We start from the raw sequence: 14,772 nt of genomic DNA, 5'->3' as shown, positions 1-14,772 counted from the left end.
ACCCAGCACTACATACTCTGGAATATCTGAACGGCGAGCTTGAGCTTGCGGTTATTCCCCCAGAAAGGAAAAAGGCCGGAGTGATCCGGCCTTTTTTCGTTATAGAACTGCATTCGAAAATATCGAACATCTTGCAGACAAGATGTGTCTCACATCAAAAGTTGAAAGCTGGTCCGTTGAAGTGCATTCCCGAAAACAGCGAAGCAATTTTCGGATCAAGATATGCGTGAAAACAAATGGATAGAGCATGTCCGGTGTTTCAGTTTAAATCAGAAATACCCCAAGCCGGATAGATGCCGCCGACATATCGCTATCGCGAAAGCTTCATATGCCGGTTGACGTCCTTATAGAGCAGATAGCGGAATTTGCCGGGACCACCCGCGTAACATGCCTGCGGACAGAAAGCGCGCAGCCACATGAAGTCACCGGCTTCCACCTCCACCCAGTCTTGATTGAGCCGATAGACGGCTTTGCCTTCCAGCACATAAAGCCCATGCTCCATGACGTGGGTTTCGGCAAACGGAATGACGCCGCCCGGTTCCAGGGTCACAATGGTGACATGCATGTCGTGGCGCAGATCATTCGGGTCGACGAAACGCGTTGTTGCCCAGGCGCCGTTGGTATCTGGCATCGGGCTCGGAGCGATGTTGTTTTCGTTGAGGAATAGCGGTTCAGGAACATCAAGCCCGTCGACATATTCATAAGTCTTGCGTACCCAGTGGAAACGGGCCGTCGCCGTACCATTGTTGCGGAGCGTCCAGCCGCTCTTCGGCGGCAGATAAGCATAGCCGCCTTCTGTCAACGTGTGGGTCTTACCTGCCACGGTGACGGCGATCTCACCCTCAACAACGAACAGCACGCCTTGCGCGCCTTCATCCAGTTCGGCGCGATCACTGCCGCCGCCCGGCTGCACTTCCATGATGTATTGCGAGAAGGTTTCGGCAAAGCCTGAAAGGGGGCGTGCGATCACCCAAAGCCGCGTCTTGTCCCAGAAGGGCAGGAAGCTCGTTACGATATCGCTGAACGTGCCCTTGGGGATCACCGCATAGGCTTCGGTGAACATTGCGCGATCGGTGAGAAGCTGGGTTTGCGGCGGCAGTCCGCCTGTCGGTGCGTAGTAAGTGCGATTGTTCTTGTCGTTGCCCATGGCGGGAATCCCTTATGTAAGAAACTGAGCATTCACAGCGAAGTACGGGACGGTCACGGTGAAATGTAGAGAAAGAAGCGCCCGGAAACAGACTTTCCGGGCAGCAGGATCAGTAGAGCGCTTCCGGCAGAGTATCCTTGAGGCGCAGGAGAGCGATGCGCTCCACCTGAGCGCAGGCCGTTTCGAATTCCGTGTCACGGTCATTGGAAACCCGGCGCTGGAAAGCGTCGAGAATTTCCTTTTTGTTGCGTCCCTTCACGGCAATGATGAACGGAAAGCCGAATTTCGCCGTATAGGCGTCATTCAATTCGGTGAATGTCTGCTTTTCCGCATCAGTGAGTGCATCGAGGCCGGCACCGGCCTGTTCGGCAGTCGATTCCGCCGTCAGCCGCTTGGCCTGTGCGAGCTTGCCGGCAAGATCCGGATGTGCCTTCAAAACGGTAAGCCGCTCATCTGCCGATGCGGAGCGAAATACTTTCGTCATTGCGGCTGCAAGGCCCGATGCGGTGTCTTCCTCCTGGCTGAAACCGACATCATATGCGCGTTCGGCGATCCAGGGCGAATGCTCGAAAATGCTGCCGTAGCGCGCGACGAATTCATCTTTACCGGCTTTCGAAGGCACGACATCGGCAGCGACGGGCTTGTAGTTTTCGTGCCAGTGACGGGCGATATCGACGCGCTTGGCGACCCAGACCTTATCATGGCTTTGCACATAGTCGAGGAACCGTTCGAGTGCGGCCACACGGCCGGGACGACCGACAAGGCGGCAATGCAGGCCGATGGACATCATCTTCGGCGCGCCTTCCGCGCCTTCGCGATAGAGCACGTCGAACGTGTCTTTCAGATAGGTGTAGAACTGGTCGCCGGAATTGAAACCCTGTGGTGTTGCGAAACGCATGTCGTTGGCGTCCAGCGTATAGGGCACGATCAGATGCGGTTTCTGCGGGCCTTGAACCCAGTAAGGGAGATCGTCGGCATAGGAGTCGGCGGAATAGAGAAAGCCGCCTTCTTCCATCACCAGTTTCAGCGTGTTGTCGGAAGGCTTGCCCTGATAGATGCCGAGCGGACGCGAGCCGGTAAGCTCGGTATGAAGACGAACAGCTTCGCGGATATGCTCGCGTTCGATCTCTTCGGGAACGTCCTTATATTCCCACCACCGCAATCCGTGGCTGGCAATTTCCCAGTCAGCCTCTTTCATGGCTGCGACGGCTTCGGGATTGCGCGCCATGGCCAATGTTACACCATAGACGGTGACGGGCATGTTGCGGCGGGTGAAGGCGCGCCACAGGCGCCAGAAGCCCGAACGTGCGCCATACTCATAGATGGATTCCATATTGAGGTTGCGCTGGCCCTTCCAGGGCTGCGCGCCGACAATCTCGGACAGAAGGCATTCGGAGGCCGCGTCGCCATCGAGAATGCTGCATTCGCCGCCTTCCTCGTAATTGACGACGAACTGAACTGCGATATTGGCCCCACCCGGCCAGCGCGGATCTGGCGTGTTGCGTCCATAGCCGACGAGATTGCGCGGATATTTCATTTCGGGTCTTCCCTCATTTTCGTTCGTTTTACCCATGATAATAAAGATTTATCGCTATTATTCCCCTTCAAAAATTTGAAAGACATCCAACGATAACCATCTTTCGCTATGAGAGGGATCGAGAAATACTGAATGCTGGGAACATGGTGTGGTTTGCGGCCCCCACAGCCAATGGCGACGTTGGGCCGAAATAAACCACCGGAAATCAAAAGCTTGTAACATTTTCCAGTCTACTTGATTAGAGAATCAGCAAGCTGCAGGAGTGCAAATGGGTCAGGAAAACAGCGGTAATGGCCGGTTGACGACGCATGTCCTCGACACGGTAAGCGGTAAACCGGCCGCAAATCTGCGCATCGAATTACGCCGCGTCGAGAATCAGCAGGCCGAACCGATCCGGGAAATTCGCACCAATGACGATGGCCGTTGCAGCGAGCCGTTGCTGTCGGGCGAGAATCTGCGGACCGGCTCCTACGAGCTTCTGTTCCACGTCGGCGAGTATTTCGGCAAGACCGACGATGCCATTCCGTTCCTCGATGTTGTCCCACTGCGCTTTGGCATTTCCGATGAAAAAGCGCATTATCATGTACCGCTTCTCGTTTCGCCCTTTTCCTATTCCACCTATCGCGGGAGTTGAGCGCCATGAACCAGTCTGTGCACCAGTCCGTGCGACACACGATCCGCTTTCTTCTGAACGGTGAAAAGATCGAACTCGACCGTGTTTCCCCGACCGAAACGCTGCTCGACTATCTGCGGCTGTCCGCCAAGCTGCGCGGCACCAAGGAAGGTTGCGGCGAAGGCGATTGCGGTGCGTGCACGGTGCTGGTTGGCAAGATTTCGGACGGCAAGCTCGTTTATGAGAGCGTCAATGCCTGCATCCGCTTCATGGGCTCGCTGGATGGCTGTCATGTCGTAACGATCGAGCACCTGCGCGGGGCCGATGGTGATCTCCATCCGGTGCAAAAGGCGATGATTGAGTTTCATGGCTCGCAATGCGGTTTTTGCACGCCGGGCTTCGTCATGTCGCTCTACGCTCTGTGGATGCGCGAACCGAAACCAGCCGATGCGCAGATTGAAAAAGCCCTGCAGGGCAATCTTTGCCGCTGCACGGGCTATGAGGCGATCATGCGCGCCGCCCGCATCATTTCCGACTACGGTACAGTCATGGAAGACCCGCTTGCAGCCGAGCGCGCCCATGTTCTTAAACAGATGACAGCCATGCGCGACGGTGTGCGGGTGGAAGTGGGTGAAGGCAAGGACCGCCTGGTCGTGCCTGGCGATCTCGATGATTTCGCGACCCTTCTGGCCGTAGAGCCGAAGGCAACTATCGTTGCCGGTTCGACTGATGTGGGGCTATGGGTGACCAAGATGATGCGCGACATTTCCCCGGTCGTCTTCATAGGCCATCTGGAGGAACTGCGTTCCATCCGCGAGGAAAACGGTGTCGTTACCATCGGTGCAGGTGTGACCTACACGGAAGCGTTCGGATTTCTCGCCAAGCGCATTCCGCAGCTTGGGAGCCTCATCAACCGCATCGGTGGTGAGCAGGTGCGTAACATGGGAACCATCGGCGGCAATATCGCCAATGGTTCGCCAATTGGCGACACGCCGCCGCCGCTGATCGCGCTCAATGCAAAGCTGACTCTGCGCAAAGGGGCGGAGCGCCGCACCATACCGCTGGAAGAGTTCTTCATCGCTTATGGCAAGCAGGATCGCCAGCCCGGCGAGTTTGTCGAGGCTGTGCATGTGCCGGTTCCGGTCGTTGGCAGCCATTTTGCCATCTACAAGGTGTCGAAGCGCTTCGAAGAAGACATTACGGCGACGCTCGGGGCTTTCTATCTGACGCTCGACGCCGCCGGCAATGTGGAGACGGTTCGCATCGCCTATGGCGGCATGGCCGCAACGCCGAAACGCGCCAGAGCGGTGGAAGCAGCCCTGACGGCCAAGCCTTGGACCGAGGCTGCAGTTGAAGCGGCATTGGAAGCCTATTCACAGGACTATACGCCCTTGAGCGATATGCGCGCGACAGCGGATTACCGGCTGCTCGCGGCGCGCAATTTGTTGCGGCGTTTCTTCGCCGAAACGGAAGGCAGTTACACGCCGCTGCGTGCGGCTGAAATCGTGGCGGCGTGAGGAGGCAATCATGAACAAGCATCCTGCAAACACATTGAAAGCCGCCCGTATTGTCGGTGGCGTCGCCACCGATCAGAAGCACGATTCCGCGCACAAGCATGTGACGGGAACGGCGGTCTATATCGACGATATACCGGAGCCCGAGGGCACGTTGCATATCGGGGTCGGCTATTCCTCCGTCGCACATGGCTCATTCAAGTCCATTGATTTGTCGGCAGTGCGCGCTGCTCCCGGTGTGGTCGACGTTCTGACCTACAAGGATGTGCCCGGTGAAAACGATGTTTCGCCATCGGGCATGCATGACGATCCGATCTTTGCCGTCGACAAGGTCGAGTTTCACGGCCAGCCGATCTTTGCGGTGATCGCGAAAACCCGCGATCAGGCGCGCCGCGCCGCGCGTCTGGCGAAAATTGAGTATGAGGAAGTGGCAGGCATCTATTCCATCGATGCACTGGACGGCCTCAAGGACCGGCTTGTCACCACGCCGCTGACGTTGAAGCGCGGTGACGCACGTGCGGCCATCGACGCCGCGCCGCACCGTATCAAGAACCGCATGTATCTCGGTGGGCAGGATCATTTCTATCTGGAAGGCCAGGTTTCGCTGGCTATTCCCGGCGAGGATGAAGACGTCACCGTCTATTGCTCAACACAAGGACCGAGCGAAACCCAGCATCTGGTTGCCCATGCGCTGGGCGTGCCGAGCCATTCCGTGACCGTGGAAGTGCGCCGCATGGGTGGTGGCTTCGGCGGCAAGGAAACGCAGGCCAACCAGTGGGCGGCCATTGCCGCCATTGCCGCCAAGAAGCACAAACGCGCCATGAAGATCAGGCTCGACCGCGATGAGGATATGACCTCGACCGGCAAGCGTCATGACTTCGTTATCGATTATGAAGTCGGCTTCGACGATGAAGGCAATATTCTGGGCATCGACTATCTGTTCGCCCTCAATGCCGGATTCTCGGCAGACCTTTCCGGGCCGGTCGGCGACCGCGCACTGTTTCACTGCGACAATGCCTATTTCTTCCCGGCGGTCCATGCACAGTCGGCGCCGCTTTATACGAATACCGTGTCGAATACGGCATTTCGCGGTTTTGGCGGCCCGCAGGGCATGGTTGGTGCTGAACGCGTCATCGATGAAGTGGCTTTCGCTGTCGGCAAAGACCCGCTCGAAATCCGCAAGCGCAATTTCTACGACGAGATGGGTAAGGATGGGACGCGCAACGTCACCCCGTACCATCAGAAGGTCGAAGATTGCATCATCCAGCGCATCGTTTCGGAACTCGAGGAAAGTTGCGATTACGCGAAGCGCCGCGAAGCAATTCACGAATTCAATGCGAAAAGTCGCTATGTGAAGCGGGGCATGGCGCTGACGCCGGTTAAATTCGGCATTTCCTTCACCAAGACGGAGTCCAATCAGGCTGGCGCTCTGGTGCATGTCTATAATGACGGCTCGGTGCATATGAACCATGGCGGCACGGAAATGGGGCAGGGGCTCCATATGAAAGTGGCGCAGGTTGTGGCCGAGGAATTCCAGATCGACATCGACCGGGTGAAGATCACTGCGACGACCACCGCCAAGGTGCCGAACACAGCGCCAACGGCGGCTTCTTCCGGTGCCGATCTCAATGGCATGGCCGCACAGGACGCCGCCCGACAGATCAAGAAGCGTCTCATCCATTTTGCGGCACAGCAATATCAGGTGCCGGAGGATCAGGTGGTCTTCCTCCCCAACCGGGTTCGCGTCGGCAATCAGGAAATCAGCTTCAACGATCTCGTGAAGCAGGCCTTTATCGGTCGCGTGCAGCTATCGGCGGCAGGTCACTACAAGACGCCGAAAATCCACTGGGACCGCGCCAAGGGCCGGGGCCATGCCTTCTATTACTATGCTTACGGAGCAGCCTGTTCCGAAGTTTCCGTCGATACTCTGACTGGCGAATATGTGGTGGAGCGCACCGATATTCTGCATGATACCGGGCGTTCCCTGAACCGCGCCATCGATATCGGTCAGGTTGAAGGCGGCTTCGTGCAGGGCATGGGCTGGCTGACGACAGAGGAGCTTGTGTGGGACGATAAGGGGCGGCTTCGCACCCATGCGCCTTCCACCTACAAGATTCCATTGGCGTCTGACCGGCCCAAGATCTTCAATGTCGCGCTGACCGACTGGTCCGAGGCCTATGAGCCGACGATCCATCGCTCCAAGGCTGTCGGCGAACCGCCGCTGCCGCTTGGGCTGTCGGTGCTGCATGCCCTGGCCGATGCCATTGCCAGTGTGGCGGATCACAAGACCTGTCCGCGTCTCGATGCGCCTGCGACACCGGAACGTGTGCTCATGGCCATCGAACGGCTCCGCAAGCAAAAGGGCTAGGACGATGCCGGGTGCACGCGACGATATCCGGGCTTTTCTCAACCGGCGTCCCGACAGTGTGCTGGTTGAAGTTACCGATGTGAGAGGCTCTGCGCCCCGCGATGCCGGGGCGTGGATGCTGGTTGCCCGCGATATGATCTTCCGGACCATCGGCGGCGGCCAGCTTGAATATATGGCGATTGACCATGCCCGGAAAATCTTGGCTGGCGGCAGGGATTCACCCATGGATGTTCCACTTGGCCCCGAAATCGGCCAGTGCTGTGGCGGAAGGGTGGGCTTGAGCTTCAGGCGTGTCAGTCGCGGGCTCACCGACGAGCTTGTCGGCAAGGTGGATGCGGAAATAGCCACGCGCCCGCATGTCTATGTCTTCGGTGCGGGGCACGTTGGCGATGCATTGGCAAATGCTCTCTCGCTTACGCCTGTCCGCGTCGTTCTGGTGGATACGCGCGAAGCGGAGCTGATGGCTTGCGATGTACCGGGCATCGAAACCTGTCTTTCGGCCATGCCGGAGCAGGTGGTGCGTTCCGCACCGCCGGGCAGCGCTTTCATCGTCCTCACCCATGACCATGCGCTGGATTTTCTGATTGTCACCGAGGCTTTGCAGCGGCGCGATGCCGTCTATGTCGGCATGATCGGCTCGAAGACCAAAAAAGCCACTTTCAAAAATTGGTTGAAACGCGAAATCGGTAACGACAATCTTTTTGAAAATCTGGTCTGTCCCGTCGGCGGAGCTGTGGTGAAGGATAAGCGGCCCGAAGTCATTGCGGCATTGGCCGCAGCCGAAGTTCTGACGGCGGTTCTGACATCTGCACGTGTATCGCAACCCGCCTGATCCGGCGGGTTTTTCTTTGAGCGTTTCCAACAAAGAGCGAAACGGATCCCGCGAAATAGTAAATTAAAAACAAAGGCATAGAACGGTGTTAGCCGTTCTATGCCAAGACCTCGCGGATCAGTCGCTGACACCGTTCCGTCATGAAATCGATGATGAGACGCACCTTCGGGTCCTGAAAGCGCTTGTGCGGATAGATCGCAGCAAGCTGGATCGGCGCCGGTGGCGTGCTTTCGAGGATGGGAACCAGCCGTCCGTCGCGGATATATTCCTTCACTTCGAACAGCGGCTTGTTGATGATGCCGCGCCCGCCGAGCGCCCATTGCGTCAATACGTCGCCGTCATCCGAGTCATATGGCCCGGTGACTTCGAATTTGCGCAGACCTTCTGCCGTCTGCAGCGACCAGTAATATTCCTTCGAGCCCGGAAAGCGCAGCAAAAGACAGTCATGCTTGTCGCCAAGCAACTCGTCAGGTGACTGCGGAACCCCGTGTTTCTCGAGATATTCAGGCGCTGCACAGATCACGCGCTCGCAATTCATGATGCCACGCATACGCAGGTTTGAATTCTCCAGAACGCCAAGCTTGAACGCCACATCGACGCCTTCGCTCATGATATCGACTTCATGATCGGACAGGCGAAGCCGCACTTCGATGTCCGGATATTTGTCGTGAAACTCTGGAATTCCCGATGCAATCAGCCGTCTTCCGAAGCCAAGCGGAGCCGTGATGCGAATCGATCCCTTCGGATTCTTTGCTAATTCCGCCACAGCCGCTTCCGCTTCATCCACGGCTTCGAGGATTTTCAATGCTCCGTCGTAGAATACGCGACCGTGTTCTGTCGGCGTGAGCTTGCGCGTCGTCCGGTTGAAGAGCCTGACCCCCAGGTGCTTCTCCAACTCCTTGATTCGATTGCTTGCAACTGCTGGCGATGCGCGCTGGTCGCGACCCGCCGCAGATAGATTTCCCAATTCGACAACGCGCACAAAAACGCGCAGATTATCAAGATATGACATACGTCCCCTCCACGATTGTCTAGATTTTTTTGAAAGTGCTGGTCGTGATGTGACGTTCCCTGAACCTGATTCCTTTGGCACATAATGCAACAACGAACAATGGGCCCCAAAAGTGGGTCAAGAAAAGAGCCGAGAAATGGGAGTACCTGATGTATGATTTCGCCGTAGCCTGGGACTGGCTGGGCTTCGCAGCGCGGTGGCTGCATGTGATTACCGCGATTGCGTGGATCGGCTCGTCCTTTTACTTCATTGCGCTCGATCTGGGCTTGCGCCAGCGTCCCGGCTTGCCAGCCGGTGCGCATGGCGAGGAATGGCAGGTCCATGGTGGTGGCTTTTACCACATCCAGAAATATCTGGTTGCGCCCGCCGAAATGCCTGAGCACCTGACCTGGTTCAAATGGGAATCCTACGCCACCTGGCTGTCGGGTTTCACTCTGCTCTGCATCGTTTATTACGCCGGAGCTGATCTTTACCTGATCGATCCGAATGTTCTCGATGTCTCGCGCCCGGTCGCCATTGGCATCTCGATCGCTTCGCTGGCCTTTGGCTGGATCGCTTACAACACGATCTGCAAGCTCATGCTCGGGAAGAGCGATACGTTGCTGATGGTGATGCTCTACGTCGTGCTCGTATTTGTTGCCTGGGGCTATACGCACCTGTTCACCGGACGCGCTGCCTTCCTGCATCTTGGCGCTTTCACGGCCACGATCATGTCGGCCAACGTGTTCATGCTTATCATTCCGAACCAGAAGATCGTGGTGGCGGATCTGATCGCAGGTCGCAAGCCGGATCCGAAATATGGCAAGATCGCCAAGCAGCGTTCGACGCATAACAACTATCTGACGCTGCCTGTTCTGTTCCTGATGCTGTCGAACCACTATCCGCTGGCTTTCGGGACGCAATTCAACTGGATCATCGCCTCGCTGGTGTTCCTGATGGGCGTCACGATCCGTCATTGGTTCAACACGCAGCACGCCCGCAAGGGCAGCCCGGCCTGGACCTGGCTGGTCACGGTGATCTTGTTCATCATCATCATCTGGCTGTCGACAGTGCCGAAAGTTCTGACCGGCGAGCCGGAAGAACAGAAGATTTCGGCATTGCAGCAATCTTTCATCTCGGACCCGCACTTTGACAAAGTGCGGGATACCGTTATGGGGCGCTGCGCCATGTGCCATGCCAAGGAGCCGGGCTGGGAAGGCATCATTGCACCGCCCAAGGGCGTCGTGCTGGACACCGACCGGGACATCGCAGCCCATGCGCGTGAAATCTATTTGCAGGCAGGTCGTTCGCACGCCATGCCGCCCGCCAATGTCACCGGCGTGAGCGAGGAAGAGCGCCAGCTTCTTGCCTCCTGGTACCAGTCTGCCACGCAAGGCCCGAAATAAGGACCACGACGAAAATGACCAAGCTTCTGATCCGCGGCCGCGTGCTGACCTTTCGTGACGAACCGCAGAGTCTCGATGACGATGCCGCCTATCGTTATATCGAAGACGGTGCTGTTCTTGTTGAAGATGGTCGCATCCTGCGCCTCGGAGACTATGCCGAAGTAAGTAGCATGGTAGGCAGCGACGTCAACGTCGCCGATCATCGCCCACACCTGATCCTGCCCGGTTTCATCGATACGCATATCCATTATCCGCAGACGCAGGTGATCGCTTCCTATGCAGCCAATCTCTTGGAGTGGCTCAACACCTATACATTCGTCGCGGAGCAGAAATTCGCCGACGAGCAGCATGCCGAATTCATTGCGGAGCGCTTTCTTGACGAGCTGATCCGCCATGGCACCACCACGGCGGTTGCTTATTGCTCCGTGCATCCACAGAGCGTCGATGCCTATTTCCGCGCTTCGCAGCATCGCAACATGCGTATGCTTGGCGGCAAGGTGATGATGGATCGCAATGCGCCGCCCGCACTCTGCGACACGGCACAGTCCGGCTATGACGATACGAAGGCGCTGATTGCGCGCTGGCAGGGCAAGGGCCGCCTCGATTATGTAATCACCCCGCGCTTTGCCATTACGTCGACACCGGAGCAGCTCGAAGCAAGCCAGGCGCTTGTTCGTGAGCATCCCGGCAGCTACATCCAGACACATCTTTCGGAAAACCACGACGAAATCTCCTTCACCAAGTCGCTCTATCCTGATGCGCCGGACTATCTCGGCATTTATGAGCATTATGGCCTGTTGGGTAGCAAGACGCTGCTCGGCCACTCGATCCATCTGGAAGAGCGTGAAGTGCGTGTCATGGCGGAAACGGGTTCGATTGCAGTTTTCTGCCCGACCTCCAACCTGTTCCTTGGTTCAGGCCTCTTCGACCGCGACCGACTGAAAGCGTCGGGCGTGCGCATGGCGGTGGCAACCGACGTTGGTGGCGGCACGAGTTTCTCCATGCTGCGTACCATGGACGAAGGCTACAAAATCCTGCAGCTACGCGAACAGCGTCTGAATCCGTTCCAGTCCTTCTACATGATGACGCTCGGCAATGCCCGCGCGCTCTCCATGGAAGACAAGATCGGTACGCTCGATGAGGGCACGGAAGCCGATATTGTGGTGCTGGATTCATCGGCCACATCACCGATGCGGCTTCGCATGGCGGCTGGTGCGACGCTGGAGCAGGAACTGTTCCTGTTACAGACGCTGGGCGATGACCGCGCCATCGTCGAAACCTATGTGGCTGGAAAACCGCTTAAGGCCGAACTGGCTTAATCAACCAATCCTTGGAGGAGGATGGCCCGCGGCGGAGCGATCTGCTGCGGGCCTTTCGTAGTCAGAGCTCTTCGGGGCGTTTGCCGCCCATGGCGCGGGTCAGCTCGTCGGCGGTGGAGCGGATCAGCGGCCCGAATTCCTCGAGCTTCTTTTTCGGCAGACGCACGGCAGGGCCGGAAACGGAAATACCGGCAATCGCCTCGCCATATTCATTGAAGATGGGAGCGGCAATGCAGCACATGCCGAGCGTATGCTCCTCATCGTCGATAGACCAGCCACGGGTACGGGTTGCCTGAATATCTTTCAAGAGCGCAGGCAGGTTGTCGAGTGTGCGCTGCGTAAAATGTTCGAGCGTGCGCCCCGATAGCGCATGCGCGATTTCCTTGTCCGACCAGGTGGACAATATGGCCTTGCCGATGCCGGATGCGTGAATAGGTCCGCGCCGTCCGGGCCGGAAAAAGGCGCGCATCGGCGCATGGCTTTCGATCTGCGAGATAAAGACGACATCACCGCTGTCCTCGACGCCGATATTGGCGGTTTCGCCGCTCGTTTCCATCAATGTCTTGAGATAGGGCCGCGCCAGAATGCCAAGCTTGCGGAACCGACGAAAGGCATTGCCGATTTCGAAAGCCTTGACGCCGATGGTCCAGTCGCCACTTTCCAGATCGTGGGAAACCATACCATGATTTGCCAGCGACGACAGAAGGCGGTGCACGGTTGAAGGGGCCATGCCGCTCGCATCGGCAAGGTCGGTCAGTGTCGAGCCATCATTCTCGGCAATCAATGCCAGCAATTTCAGGCTCCGGTCCAGAACCTGCACAGACGAGGGCGCGGCGTTTTCCGCCGCCTTGCGACCCCGCTTTACCTTTGCCTGTTCCTGTTCCATCACCGTCTCCGAATCCCGCCTAAACTCAGGAATTATCACTATCGCATCCATTGCTACTCGGAAAGGGAGCGGCGGATTATCTCCATTCCGTTGAAAATCTTTATTTCCATATAATGGTATGCATTTCCATTTTATAGTAATAACGTTTGTAAATGGAGATGAATTCCACGAAGCATTTCCAGCAAAAGTGCGTAAGCCTTTTGCGTCCGGAAATGCGTGAGAAAAAGAAACAAAGCGGCAATAGCCGTTCCGCAGGAACGGACGCCGCTTGAGGAGGAATGGCCATGGCCAGAATGCGTGCAGTCGATGCAGCCGTGCTTGTGCTGGAAAAAGAAGGGATCAATTGTGCTTTCGGTGTACCGGGCGCAGCGATCAATCCATTTTATTCGGCGATGAAAGCGCGCGGTTCGATCCGCCACATATTGGCGCGTCACGTCGAGGGTGCTTCGCATATGGCTGAAGGCTTTACCCGTGCAGAGCATGGCAATATCGGCCTGTGCATCGGCACCTCCGGCCCCGCCGGAACGGATATGATTACGGGTCTCTATTCGGCTTCTGCCGACTCGATCCCGATCCTCTGCATCACTGGTCAGGCGCCCCGTGCGCGTCTTGACAAGGAAGACTTTCAGGCCGTCGATATCGCCAAGATCGCAGCCCCTGTCACCAAATGGGCAGTCACGGTCATGGAACCGGCGCTGGTTCCTTATGTCTTCCAGAAGGCATTCCACATCATGAAGTCGGGCCGTCCCGGTCCGGTTCTGATCGACCTGCCGATCGATGTCCAGCTTGCCGAAATCGAATTCGACATCGACACATACCAGCCGATGGAAGCCTACAAGCCTGCGGCCACGCGGGCACAGGCCGAAAAGGCGCTCGCCATGCTGAACGCGGCGGAACGTCCGCTGATCGTTGCGGGTGGCGGCATCATCAATGCCGACGCATCCGATCTTCTGGTCGAGTTTGCCGAGATCACCGGTATCCCGGTCATCCCGACCCTGATGGGTTGGGGCGTCATCCCTGACGATCATCACCTGATGGCGGGCATGTGCGGTCTTCAGACCTCGCACCGCTATGGCAATGCCAATCTGCTGGCCTCCGATGTTGTCATCGGCATCGGCAACCGCTGGGCGAACCGCCATACGGGCAATGTCGATACCTACAAGAAGGATCGCAAGTTCATCCATATCGACATTGAGCCAACACAGATCGGTCGTGTCTTTGCGCCGGACTTCGGCATCGTTTCGGACGCAGGCAAGGCGCTGAAGCTGCTGCTCGACGTCGCGACCGAATGGAAGTCTGCTGGCAAGCTGCGCGACTGGTCGGACTGGGCGAGGGAATGCGGGACACGCAAGCGCACCATGCTGCGCAAGACGCATTTCGACCAGACACCGCTGAAACCCCAGCGGGTCTATGAGGAGATGAACAAGGCTTTCGGTCGTGACACCTGCTATGTGACGACGATCGGCCTCAGCCAGATCGCAGGCGCACAGTTCCTGCATGTCTATCGCCCGCGCAACTGGATCAATTGCGGTCAGGCCGGTCCGCTCGGCTGGACGCTGCCTGCGGCTCTCGGTGTCCGTGCTGCCGATCCTGATCGCCCGATTGTTGCACTTTCCGGTGACTATGATTTCCAGTTCATGATTGAAGAACTGGCGGTCGGCGCACAGCACAAGCTGCCCTACATTCATGTGGTCGTGAACAATTCCTATCTCGGCCTCATCCGCCAGGCGCAGCGCGGCTTCAACATGGATTTCGAAGTGAGCCTCGCCTTCGACAACATCAATGCCGACGGCGACGCGGAAAAGGGTTATGGCGTCGATCACGTCGCGGTTGCCGAAGGTCTGGGATGCAAGGCGATCCGGGTGCGCAGCCCCAACCAGTTCGCCGAAAGTTTTGAACAGGCAAAAGCGCTCATGGCGGAGCATCAGGTGCCGGTGGTTCTGGAATTCATTCTGGAACGCGTTACCAATATTTCCATGGGTGTCGACATCGATCAGGTTGTCGAATTCGAGGAACTGGCCGAACGTGGCGAAGATGCACCGACCGCTATCGCAGCACTTTTGGATTAACGTAACGTCGATTTACTACTTCGTTTCTCCCTCATCCTGAGGTGCGGAGCGTAGCGAAGCCTCGAAGGACGAGGGCAGGCAGGGTGCATT

Annotated in this window: 11 protein-coding genes; 7 read left to right on the top strand and 4 right to left on the bottom strand. The window is 57.4% G+C overall.

The annotated features are described in order from the left end of the window. Positions 1-310: 310 nt before the first annotated feature. Both FIB18_RS07625 and puuE read right to left on the bottom strand, forming a co-directional pair. Positions 311-1,147: a bifunctional allantoicase/(S)-ureidoglycine aminohydrolase gene (locus tag FIB18_RS07625; protein WP_140020124.1), complete on the bottom strand. Its 837-nt coding sequence runs from the start codon at positions 1,145-1,147 to the stop codon at positions 311-313. Between the two features lie 109 nt (positions 1,148-1,256). Then, on the bottom strand, positions 1,257-2,684 hold the full coding sequence (puuE, locus tag FIB18_RS07620) for an allantoinase PuuE (protein ID WP_140020123.1): 1,428 nt from the start codon (positions 2,682-2,684) through the stop codon (positions 1,257-1,259). Between the two features lie 268 nt (positions 2,685-2,952). On the opposite strand from puuE, the gene uraH reads away from it, so the two are divergent. Genes uraH through xdhC form a run of 4 tightly spaced genes read left to right on the top strand, consistent with a single transcriptional unit; the run spans position 2,953 to position 8,011 of the window. Then, positions 2,953-3,318, top strand: a complete 366-nt coding sequence (gene uraH, locus FIB18_RS07615) for a hydroxyisourate hydrolase (protein ID WP_140020122.1) — start codon at positions 2,953-2,955, stop codon at positions 3,316-3,318. A 17-nt stretch (positions 3,319-3,335) separates the two neighbouring features. Then, positions 3,336-4,814, top strand: a complete 1,479-nt coding sequence (gene xdhA, locus FIB18_RS07610; RefSeq protein ID WP_174977403.1) for a xanthine dehydrogenase small subunit — start codon at positions 3,336-3,338, stop codon at positions 4,812-4,814. 10 nt (positions 4,815-4,824) lie between these two features. After that, on the top strand, positions 4,825-7,179 hold the full coding sequence (xdhB, locus tag FIB18_RS07605; protein WP_140020120.1) for a xanthine dehydrogenase molybdopterin binding subunit: 2,355 nt from the start codon (positions 4,825-4,827) through the stop codon (positions 7,177-7,179). Positions 7,180-7,183: 4 nt separating this feature from the next. Continuing rightward, on the top strand, positions 7,184-8,011 hold the full coding sequence (gene xdhC, locus FIB18_RS07600) for a xanthine dehydrogenase accessory protein XdhC (protein ID WP_140020119.1): 828 nt from the start codon (positions 7,184-7,186) through the stop codon (positions 8,009-8,011). A gap of 97 nt (positions 8,012-8,108) precedes the next feature. Here the strand turns inward: xdhC and FIB18_RS07595 are convergent, their stop codons facing one another. Next, positions 8,109-9,023: a LysR family transcriptional regulator gene (locus FIB18_RS07595; protein ID WP_140020118.1), complete on the bottom strand. Its 915-nt coding sequence runs from the start codon at positions 9,021-9,023 to the stop codon at positions 8,109-8,111. Positions 9,024-9,172: 149 nt separating this feature from the next. On the opposite strand from FIB18_RS07595, the gene FIB18_RS07590 reads away from it, so the two are divergent. Both FIB18_RS07590 and guaD read left to right on the top strand, forming a co-directional pair. Beyond that, entirely contained in the window at positions 9,173-10,408 is a 1,236-nt protein-coding gene (locus FIB18_RS07590) for a urate hydroxylase PuuD (RefSeq protein ID WP_140020117.1), read from the top strand. 14 nt (positions 10,409-10,422) lie between these two features. Beyond that, entirely contained in the window at positions 10,423-11,727 is a 1,305-nt protein-coding gene (gene guaD, locus FIB18_RS07585; protein ID WP_140020116.1) for a guanine deaminase, read from the top strand. A gap of 61 nt (positions 11,728-11,788) precedes the next feature. Here the strand turns inward: guaD and FIB18_RS07580 are convergent, their stop codons facing one another. Next, positions 11,789-12,613 (bottom strand): IclR family transcriptional regulator, encoded by an 825-nt coding sequence (locus FIB18_RS07580; RefSeq protein ID WP_140020115.1) that lies wholly within the window; start codon positions 12,611-12,613, stop codon positions 11,789-11,791. A 284-nt stretch (positions 12,614-12,897) separates the two neighbouring features. Here FIB18_RS07580 and gcl point away from each other — a divergent pair, with 284 nt between their 5' ends. Then, complete coding sequence (gcl, locus tag FIB18_RS07575) at positions 12,898-14,682, top strand: glyoxylate carboligase (protein WP_140020114.1); 1,785 nt, start codon at positions 12,898-12,900, stop codon at positions 14,680-14,682. Positions 14,683-14,772 lie beyond the last annotated feature (90 nt).

Origin of the sequence: Brucella pecoris, from assembly GCF_006376675.1 — a bacterium.
Lineage (GTDB): Bacteria > Pseudomonadota > Alphaproteobacteria > Rhizobiales > Rhizobiaceae > Brucella > Brucella pecoris.
The sequence above is the reverse complement of the archived record's forward strand: the minus strand, read 5'-3'. Positions and strand labels throughout refer to the sequence as shown.